This is a genomic window from Methanobrevibacter sp. 87.7, assembly GCF_002208625.1.
GTDB lineage: Archaea > Methanobacteriota > Methanobacteria > Methanobacteriales > Methanobacteriaceae > Methanarmilla.
On sequence record NZ_MRCT01000088.1, the window covers coordinates 1 to 8,151 of the forward strand.

The 8,151-nt window shown below is 26.3% G+C and carries 8 protein-coding genes; 2 read left to right on the forward strand and 6 right to left on the reverse strand.

What is annotated here, in order from left to right; all coding sequences use genetic code 11:
• Window positions 1–170: 170 nt before the first annotated feature.
• The 6 genes from BGI41_RS05375 to BGI41_RS05400 are packed head-to-tail and all read right to left on the reverse strand — an operon-like array spanning window position 171 to window position 3,966.
• On the reverse strand, window positions 171–614 hold the full coding sequence (locus BGI41_RS05375; RefSeq protein ID WP_088539268.1) for a 4Fe-4S dicluster domain-containing protein: 444 nt from the start codon (window positions 612–614) through the stop codon (window positions 171–173).
• 14 nt (window positions 615–628) lie between these two features.
• Window positions 629–1,135, reverse strand: coding sequence for a 4Fe-4S dicluster domain-containing protein (locus BGI41_RS05380; protein WP_088539270.1), 507 nt, complete (start codon window positions 1,133–1,135; stop codon window positions 629–631).
• A gap of 10 nt (window positions 1,136–1,145) precedes the next feature.
• Window positions 1,146–2,012, reverse strand: a complete 867-nt coding sequence (gene porB / locus BGI41_RS05385; protein WP_088539281.1) for a pyruvate synthase subunit PorB — start codon at window positions 2,010–2,012, stop codon at window positions 1,146–1,148.
• 1 nt (window position 2,013) lies between these two features.
• Window positions 2,014–3,162, reverse strand: coding sequence for a pyruvate synthase subunit PorA (gene porA / locus BGI41_RS05390; protein WP_088539283.1), 1,149 nt, complete (start codon window positions 3,160–3,162; stop codon window positions 2,014–2,016).
• 25 nt (window positions 3,163–3,187) lie between these two features.
• Window positions 3,188–3,436, reverse strand: a complete 249-nt coding sequence (gene porD, locus BGI41_RS05395; protein ID WP_088539272.1) for a pyruvate synthase subunit PorD — start codon at window positions 3,434–3,436, stop codon at window positions 3,188–3,190.
• Window positions 3,437–3,444: 8 nt separating this feature from the next.
• Complete coding sequence (locus tag BGI41_RS05400) at window positions 3,445–3,966, reverse strand: pyruvate ferredoxin oxidoreductase subunit gamma (protein ID WP_088539274.1); 522 nt, start codon at window positions 3,964–3,966, stop codon at window positions 3,445–3,447.
• Between the two features lie 480 nt (window positions 3,967–4,446).
• On the opposite strand from BGI41_RS05400, the gene BGI41_RS05405 reads away from it, so the two are divergent.
• Together BGI41_RS05405 and ppk1 are read left to right on the forward strand one after the other, a co-directional pair.
• Window positions 4,447–5,358 carry a phosphatase gene (locus BGI41_RS05405; protein WP_088539276.1) on the forward strand — a complete coding sequence of 304 codons (912 nt, stop codon included), beginning with the start codon at window positions 4,447–4,449 and terminating at the stop codon, window positions 5,356–5,358.
• A 414-nt stretch (window positions 5,359–5,772) separates the two neighbouring features.
• Entirely contained in the window at window positions 5,773–7,971 is a 2,199-nt protein-coding gene (gene ppk1 / locus BGI41_RS05410; RefSeq protein WP_088539279.1) for a polyphosphate kinase 1, read from the forward strand.
• The last annotated feature ends 180 nt before the right edge of the window (window positions 7,972–8,151 follow it).

Consider the following 8,151-nt stretch of genomic DNA (forward strand, 5'->3'; position numbering starts at 1 on the left):
GATTGTTTTTAATTAAGTTAAAATTAGTTTTTTTTATTTTAAATTATTTATTTAGATAATTATTTTTCTAAATTAAATTTAAATACTTTTTAAGAATTATAAAATTAGATAGAAATAGTTTTTGAATTCTTATAAAAATTATAAAAAAATAGGGGAAAGAATAATGTTAATTATTCTTTTTCAAGTAAAATTCTATTTTTAGATTTTAACAAACTAAGCTCTTTAGCAAGTTTAGCTCGTTTTTTACTAATCATGTCTTCTGAACTTGAAGTTAATGCATGTGTAGGACAGGATTCTACACAATATTGTGTGTCTCTATTTATGCATAAATCACACTTTTTTGCATGTGAAGCATCCATGTGTATTGCACCAATTGGACATGCATCTCTACAGATTCCACAACCAATACATTTTTCATCATTGATTGTTATTGCTCCTCCAAGATATTCAATTGCACCTGTTGGACAATTTTTAAGACATGGTGCTTTATCAGGACTACAATGCATACAGAATAATGGGACATTTCCATAAAGGTGTATTGCATTATTTGGACAAGCACGTTCACAATTTCCACAATCAACACATTCTTCAGGATTTAGTACTAATTCTCTCATATTCGTCCTCCTTCTTAATTATTTGAGAGTCCTTTATCGAGTACTTGTTGAGTTCTAGCACCACTTGTTAAAACACTTAAAACACTTTTTTGTTTTTTATTGTGTCCAAATGCTTTTTTAACATATTCTTTACGTTTTTCTTCAACAAGTTTATCAGTATCTACTATAGATATTGCTCTTTTAGAGCAAGCTTTAATACATGCAGGTCCTTCTGGCCTATCTATACATCTATTACATTTTTCAGAGCTTTTATCATATATACTAATTGCTCCAAATGGGCATGCTAATGCACATAAACCACAAGCAATACATTTTTCTGAGTCAACACCTTCACTAGTCATTGCATCTGTAGGACATATAACTTCACATGATGGATCTTGACATTGTTGACAGAGGACAGGATAGTAAGAATCTTCATATTCTAAAATATTTATTCTAGAGGTACCATGTAATGATTCACAAGCTTTTTCGCAGTCTTTACAACCATCACAAATATCTCTTTGTACTAATATTTTTTTCAATATTCTCACCTCAGATTCCTAATTCATCACATTGGTTATCTACATATTCTTGGATTATTTGTACTTCATTTTCAGTTAAGTGTTTAAATCTTTTTTGAGCTTTTAAATATTCAATAACTGGTTTTTTCTCAGTTGGTCTGTAAGTTACTCTGAATTCACCATTTTCAATTTCATATAATGGCCAGAAACCAGTTTCTACTCCAAGTCTTCCAACTTCAATAGTTTTAGATGCAGGGAATCCCCAACCAGTAGTACATGGTTGGTTTAAATGTATATATGCAGGTCCTTTAGTTTCTACTGCTTTTTTAACTTTTCTCATATAATCTTCAGGATATGCTATTGAAGCAGTTGCAATGTATGGAATTCCATGTGCAGCCATAATCATTGGCATATTTTTTTTAGGTCTATCTTCACCAAAACTTTCACTACCACTTGGTGAGGTAGTAGTTGATGCTCCCCATGGAGTAGCTCCACTTCTTTGAATACCTGTGTTCATATATGCTTCATTATCATAACAAATGTAGGTTATATTATGTCCTCTTTCCATAGCTCCGGAAATAGATTGTAAACCAATATCTACACTTCCTCCGTCACCACCAAATGCTATAATATGAGTATCTTCTTTTCCTTGACTTTTAAGTGCACGTTCTACACCACTTGCTACTGCACCTGCGTTTTCAAATGCTACATGAACAAATGGAACTTCCCAAGCAGTTTCTGGATATGGGGTAGTCATAACTTCAAGACATCCAGTTGCAGCTACTGCAACAGTATTTTTTCCTGATGCTTTAAGTGCTAATCTTACTCCAATAGCAGCTCCACATCCTGCACAACCTCTGTGTCCTGGTGCTAATAATTCTTCTTTAGGTATATCCATTTTATTCATCCTCCTCTATTCCTACCCAATTAACTTTTTCAACTGGGTTTTTAGTTAATTCTAATATTTCATAAAGGGTACTTGGAGTGATATCTTTTCCACCTAATCCAATAATAAAGTTATACATTTCTTTGTTTACGTTGGTTTTCATATCTTCGTATAATGCTCCACCAACACCAAAACTAATATCTTTATCGAGTACTGCTAATTTACTTGCATTTTTAACAGCTTCATTAATTTTTTCTCCAGGGAATGGTCTGTAAGATAATATTTTAACAAGTCCTACTTTTTCTCCAGATTCACGCATTTCATCAATTACAACTCTTAATGTACTACAAACAGATCCTAATGCAACAAAGATTATATCTGCATCTTCACATCTGTAAGTATCAATAAGGTCATGATGTCTTCCAAATACTTTTTCGAAGTCTTCAAATGCATCTTCAAATACTTCTACTGATTTATCCATTGCAACTTGCATTGCATGTCTTGCTTCCATATAAAATCTTGGGTCTGAGAAACTTCCAACAGTTACTGGTTTTTCAGGATCTAAATATGAATATTTAGGTACATAGTCTGGTAAGAATTTATCTACTTGTTCTTGATCTGGAATATCAACAACTTCATTTGTATGGGTAATAATAAATCCATCAATTGTTACCATAACAGGTAATAAAACATTTTCGTTTTCTGCTACTTTAAATCCAGTAAGTACCATATCTAATGCTTCTTGTCCATCTTCAGCATAAAGTTGAATCCATCCTGAATCTCTTTGTGAAATTGAATCTTGTTGGTCGTTCCAAATACATAATGGTGCAGATATTGCTCTGTTTGCATCTGCTAAAACTATAGGTGCTCTCATTCCTGCTGCTGCAAATAATACTTCATGCATATACATTAATCCTTGTGATGAAGTTGCAGTAAATGTTCTTACACCAGTACTACTTGCTCCAATTGCTGCACTCATTGCAGAATGTTCTGATTCTACTCTAATATATTCGGTATCTAATTCACCATTAGCTACATAATCTGCAATATGTTCTGCTACTGTAGTCATTGGTGTGATAGGATAAACAGGAATAACATTTGGTTTAGCTAATTTTACAGCTTCAGATATAGCTTCTGTTGCTGTCATAACTTTTTTTGTCATATTATTAAATTCTCCCTTAATTTTTTTATTCTTCAATTACCATTTCAATAGCATTGACTGGGCATTCTTGTCCACATATGCCGCATCCTTTACAATAATCATAATCAATATTAAATTCTGTGTCTATACAACCTTCTGGACAGAATATGTAACAATTATTACATTTGACACATTTTTCTTGATGATTAATAGGTTTAAATGTTCTCCAACTTCCAGTTTTATTAATTCTTGTACTACCTGGTTTATTATTTGTACATCCTACTGATGGTTTCATATAATCACCTATTCTAATTCATAAGCTTTTTTAATAGCTGTTACATTTTTTTCAGCAACTTTACCAGGGAATACGTCCCTAATAACTTTTTCTAATGATTCAATACTTACTATATTTGTTTTTTTAGCAAAATAACCTAAAATAATAGTATTTACAATAGGTCTTCCTAATGTTTCAAGTGCAATTTTAGTTGCATCAATTTTGTATACTGGTACTCTATCACTACTAATGTCATGTCTAGTATTTATTACAACATCACTATTTTCTTTAATACCTGAGTATATATCTACTACATTTGCTAATCCATCATCAAGTACAATTATATGATCAGGGTTGTAAATCTGATATCTTAATTGTATTGGTTTGTCATCAATTCTTGTGAAAGCTGCTACTGGTGCTCCTCTTCTTTCTACTCCGAATGATGGAAATGTTTGTGCATATTTACCATCTTCGAATGCTGCTTTTGCTAAAATTTCAGCTGCAGTTACAGCACCTTGACCTCCACGTCCGTGAAAGCGAATTTCAATCATTTATCTTTCCTCCATTTTTAAAAATTTTGATGATTAGTAAAAATTATCTATCATGTATAATCATTATAAATTATTATAATTTATCAAGTATATAAATTTAATTATATTTATCATGTAAAATCATTACAAATTACTTTTTTGTATATTTTTTATTATATTTTTAAATATTTTTAAACAAATTATCGCTGTTATTTTTATTTAAAAATATTAATTTGTTTATTGTTTTTTATAATTACGAACATAAACCTTAATATTTATATATATTAAAAATTTATTTTCTTAATTTTTAATTTATCTTTTAATATTCTTTTATTTTTTTTAAAATATTCTTTTTATTTTATTATTTCTAATTTTTTTATTTTTTTCAATTGTTCTTATATTATGAATTTTTGTTCACAAAAAGTATAATTTTAAATAATAAAAAATAATTATAATATTATATATAAATAATATATATTTTATTAATTACAGGTGTCGAAATTGTTATATGGGATTATTGATATTGGTTCAAACACTGTTAGAATGAACGTATATTCTTATAATAAAAAACATTTCTCAAAGATTTTTTCAGAAAAAGAAACTTTAGGTTTAATTGCATATGTTGATAAAAATAACAAACTTCCTAAAAAAGCTATAAAAAAATTAATTAATGTTTTAAAAAATATGCAAAAAGATTTAGAAGTTTTACATATTCATGATTTCACTGCATTTACAACTGCATCTATTAGAAATGTGGATAATTCTGATGAAGTAGTTTCTTGTGTTAAAGATGAAATTGGAATGAATGTAATTATTTTACCTTCTGAAGATGAGGCTAAATTTAGTTTTATTGGGGCTAAAGAAAATTGTCATAAAAAAGATGGTGTAGTTGTTGATTCTGGTGGAGGATCTACTGAAATTGTAATTTATGAAGATAATAAAGTTAAAGAATCTTATAGTATGCCTATTGGTTCATTAAATTTATTTAATGAATATGTTTCACATATACTTCCAAATGATGAAGAAAGAAAATTAATTGAATCTAGAGTTTTTGAAGAAATTGAAAAACTTAATATTAATTATGATAAAAAAATTCCATTTATGTGCGGTGTAGGTGGTACTATACGTGCAGTAAATAATATGTTATCTGAACTTGGAATGATTCAGAAAAAAAATTGTATTCCTGTTGAAATGCTTACTGAATTAGAGAAAAAATTGTCTAATGGAGATAGATCAAGTTATGATATTATTTTACATGTAAAACCAAGTAGGATTCATACAATTGTTCCTGGTTTATTAATTTTTAAAGTATTAACTAAATATTTTAAATGTAAAGAAGTTCAAGTAAGTAAATTTGGTGTAAGAGAAGGATTTTTTATAGAAAATGTTTATAATAAATATATTAATGAATAATTTAAAGTGGATGTTTTATTAAATATAATAATAAGTAATTAATTTAATTAAGTTTAAATTAATATTTTATTATATTAAGTAATTATTTTAGAATTAAATTAATATTATTTTTTTAAATTTCATTATATAATATAGTAAAAATTTCTATTTTATTATAATATTTTGTGAGTTTTGTATTGTAATAAAGTAAAAATTTCTGCTTTATATAATAAAAATCAAGGATAATATTGTTTCTTAAAAATATTTTATAAATTAATTATATTATTAAAAGTTCTAATTTGATTATTTTATTAATATTTTATGTATTTATTTAAATTTTTATACAATTTTAGTTATTTTTTTAAATTTTATAGATATAAATATAAGAAATTTATTAATTTATTATAATATATTACATATGGGGAATTGATATTAGTGTCAAAAAAAAGTAAAAAGGATAAAAAAAGTAATAAGAATAAAAAAGATAAGAAAAAAAGGGATTATAGTTTTACACAAAATAGGGAATTATCTTGGCTTAAATTTAATGAAAGAGTATTAGAAGAAGCTGAAGATAATACTGTTCCTCTTCTTGAAAGATTAAACTTTATATCAATTTTTACAAGTAATCTTGATGAATTTTATATGATTCGTTGTGGATCTCTTTATGATTTAACTCTTGTTAAAAAGAATGATATTGATAATAAAACAGGTATGACTCCGCAAGAGCAATTAAACCATATTTTTAAAGAGACTAGACGTTTATATGAGAGAAGGGATGAAATATTTAAGAAAATTTCTAAAAAATTATTAGATAAACATAGTATTAAACAATTAAAATTTTCTGATTTACATGAAAATGAGGCAGAATTTTATAATAAATATTTCTTTGATCATGTTTTCCCTGTATTAGCTCCACAAATTATTGATCCTCAACATCCTTTTCCTCATTTAATTAATAATGCATTAAATATTATTATTTCAATGACTAATTTAGATAATGGTAAAAATGAATTTGGTATTATTCAAATTCCAGATAGTTTACCAAAAGTAGTATTTTCTCCAGAATCTTCTTTAAGATATATGTTAATTGAAGATTTAATATATGAATATGTTAATGATATATTCTCTAATTATTCAATTGATTTTAAAACAGTTGTATGTTTAACACGTAATGCAGATATTAACTTGTCTAAATCTAAAGTTGATGAAGATGAAGATTATAGGGGATATATGAAAAAAATTCTTAAGAAAAGAAATCGTCTTGCACCTATAAGACTTGAATTTTATAAATACTTTGATGATGATATGGTTAAATTTTTAATTAAAAAATTTGATTTATCTAAAAAGCAAGTATTTTTAACTGAAACACCAATTAATATGGATTATGTTTCAGATTTATATGATAAATTAAAACATGTGGAACCTAAAATATTTAGTAAAATTTCTTATAAACCATTTAAATCTAAATTTAATCCAGTATTTAAAAATAATAAGATAATGGATTTAGCTCAAGAAAAAGATATTTTACTTTTCTATCCATACCAATCATTTGAAATTTTTATTAAATTTTTACATGAAGCTGCACTTGATGAAAATGTTTTATCTATTCAAATGACTATCTATCGTTTAGCTAATAATTCTGAAGTAATCGAAAATCTTCTCCTTGCTATTGAACATGGTAAATCTGTTACTGTTTTAATGGAATTAAAAGCACGTTTTGATGAAAGTCATAATATTTATTATGCAGAACTTCTTGAGAATGCAGGTGCTAAAGTTATTTATGGATATGATAAATATAAAGTACATTCAAAAATCTGTCTTGTAGTTAAACAAGGTCCAAATAATAAATTACAATACTTCACTCAATTAGGTACTGGTAATTATAATGAAAAAACCTGTAAAATTTATACTGATTACTGTTTAATTACTAATAATGAGGAAATGGGAAAAGATGCTACATTGTTCTTTAAAAATCTAGCAATTTCTAATTTAAATGGTAAATATAAACATTTCTTAGTAGCACCAACATCTCTTAAACAAAACCTTATTAAAAAAATTGATAAAGCTATTTCAAATGTTAGAAGTGGAATTCCAACTAGTATTATTATGAAAATGAATTCATTTACTGATAGACAGATGATTGATAAATTACAACAAGCTTCTTCAGAAGGAGTTAAAATTAAATTAATTATAAGAGGTATATGTTGTTTAGTTCCTGGAATTCCTGGAGTAACTGATAATATTGAAGTTATTGGTGTTGTCGGAAGATTTTTAGAACATTCTAGGATATATTGTTTTATTTCCCCATCTAATACAGATATTTATTTATCTAGTGCTGATTTAATGACTAGGAATATGGATAAAAGAGTAGAAATTGCATTCCCTATCTATGATCCTGAATTGAAAAAAAGGATTCTTCGTGATTTAAATATTTATCTTACGGATAATGTTAAAGCAAGATTTATAGACTCACATGGTGATTATTCAAAAGTCATGAGAGGAGTAAATCTTCTTTCAGCACAAGAATATTTCATGGTTCATGGGGATGATGATGTTAACTTCGAAGATATTAATGATTCTGTTGTAGATAAAATTAAAAGAGTAATTCATAAATTTATTAATAATGAACAATAATTTAAGATTTAAATTCATATAAGTTATTTATAATTTTATTTTAAAACTCTTTTTATTTTATTTTTTTAACTATTTTTTTATTTTTATTAAATTTTGACATGTTTTTTATTATTATATGTTTTAATTTTATTTTTTAGCTATTTTTTATTAGATTTTGGTATGTTTTTTATTATTATATGT

Coding starts and splice junctions, on each gene's coding strand:
- BGI41_RS05375 (WP_088539268.1), bottom strand. CDS start 614: ATGAGAGAATTAGTACTAAATCCTGAAGAATGTGTTGATTGTGGAAAT.
- porB (WP_088539281.1), bottom strand. CDS start 2,012: ATGGATATACCTAAAGAAGAATTATTAGCACCAGGACACAGAGGTTGT.
- porA (WP_088539283.1), bottom strand. CDS start 3,162: ATGACAAAAAAAGTTATGACAGCAACAGAAGCTATATCTGAAGCTGTA.
- porD (WP_088539272.1), bottom strand. CDS start 3,436: ATGAAACCATCAGTAGGATGTACAAATAATAAACCAGGTAGTACAAGA.
- BGI41_RS05400 (WP_088539274.1), bottom strand. CDS start 3,966: ATGATTGAAATTCGCTTTCACGGACGTGGAGGTCAAGGTGCTGTAACT.